We start from the raw sequence: 1,382 nt of genomic DNA on the forward strand, positions 1-1,382 counted from the left end.
CCAGGTCGATCATCAGCACCTGGAACAGGGCCGATAGGGCGGCGGGGCTGGTCAGTTCTGCGAGCATGGCGTCTCAATGCGACAGGCGCGAATTCCTCGCAAGGGCGGCCTTATCGGCGCGGCCTGGCCGCCTCGTACAAGGCGATGGCCGCCGCCGCCGAGACGTTCAGGCTTTCGAAGCCCCCGGGCATCGGGATGCGGGCCAGCTCGTCGCAGTGCTCGGCCACCAGCCGTCGCAGGCCGTCGCCCTCCGAGCCCAGGACCAGCACCACCGGGCCGCCGTCCAGCACGGCGTCGAGCGTGCGTTCGGCAGCGCCGTCGAGGCCGACGGCGCGCCATCCCGAGCTCTCGAGCTCTTCCAGCGCGCGCGACAGGTTCACCACGCGCGCGGTCGGCACCACGTCCACCGCTCCGGCGGCGGCCTTGGCCAGCGCGCCGGTGAGCTTCGGCGCGTGGCGGTCCTGCAGGATCAGGCCCGCGGCGCCCAGCGCTGCGGCCGAGCGCATAATCGCGCCGACGTTCTGCGGATCGGTCACCTGGTCCAGCACCAGCAGCACCGCGCCGGGCTTCGCCTCGAAGCTGGCGAGGTCAGCCGATTCCAGCAGGGGCGCCTTCAGCGCCACGCCCTGGTGCACCGCGCCGTTGGGCAGAACCTGGGCGATGGCCGCATTGTCGACGCGCTGCAGCTCCGGCTGGCGGCCGAACCGGGCCTCGATTCGCGCCGCGCGCTCCGGCGTCGCCATCAGCTTTTCGGCCGGCTCGCGCAGGGGATTGGCCAGGGCCGCTTCAACCGCGTGCCACCCCCACAACCACTCGTCGGAAACGCTTTCGCGGCGGTGATGCGGGCGCCCCTTGAACCCTTGTCCACGGCTGTTTCGGGGCGCGTTGCGTTCGGCAGGGGAGGACACTATAAGACGCGCTCCAAATCGGGGGCCGACTGGCCTTCGCCGCTGATAGCACTGGTCGCGATCGAGGGCGGAGGGTTTTGTGCGGGCTTCTGAGGCGGCTCCAGGCGCGCGGGGGAATGTCCCGAGCGGCAAAGGGGGCGGACTGTAAATCCGCTGGCGTACGCCTTCGCAGGTTCGAGTCCTGCTTCCCCCACCACGCGCCGAAAGACGAGGAGAATTGCGGCGATCCCGCGTGAGCTTGCGGGTATAGCACAATGGTAGTGCAGCAGCCTTCCAAGCTGAGGATGCGGGTTCGATTCCCGCTACCCGCTCCATCCCTTCAACGAGCACTTTAAAGAACGCCGGCAGGACCCTGATGGCCAAGGAAAAGTTTGAACGCAATAAGCCGCACTGCAACATCGGGACGATTGGTCACGTGGACCATGGGAAGACGACGTTGACGGCGGCGATCACGATCACGCTGGCGAAGGCGGG

2 protein-coding genes and 2 tRNA genes are annotated in these 1,382 nt (G+C 68.6%); 3 read left to right on the top strand and 1 reads right to left on the bottom strand.

Features of this window, described 5'->3' with window-relative positions; translation table 11 throughout:
• Positions 1-110 precede the first annotated feature (110 nt).
• Entirely contained in the window at positions 111-908 is a 798-nt protein-coding gene (gene rlmB / locus Q8M88_RS08450) for a 23S rRNA (guanosine(2251)-2'-O)-methyltransferase RlmB (protein ID WP_305596329.1), read from the bottom strand.
• Positions 909-1,018: 110 nt separating this feature from the next.
• On the opposite strand from rlmB, the gene Q8M88_RS08455 reads away from it, so the two are divergent.
• The 3 genes from Q8M88_RS08455 to Q8M88_RS08465 form a co-directional block, all read left to right on the top strand.
• Positions 1,019-1,104 (top strand) — tRNA-Tyr (locus Q8M88_RS08455).
• A 44-nt stretch (positions 1,105-1,148) separates the two neighbouring features.
• Positions 1,149-1,222: transfer RNA gene (locus tag Q8M88_RS08460), tRNA-Gly, on the top strand.
• Between the two features lie 41 nt (positions 1,223-1,263).
• A partial coding sequence (locus Q8M88_RS08465; RefSeq protein ID WP_305596331.1) for a GTP-binding protein occupies positions 1,264-1,382 on the top strand: 119 nt, incomplete at its 3' end.

This window comes from Phenylobacterium sp. (genome assembly GCF_030693805.1).
Classification (GTDB): Bacteria; Pseudomonadota; Alphaproteobacteria; order Caulobacterales; family Caulobacteraceae; genus Phenylobacterium.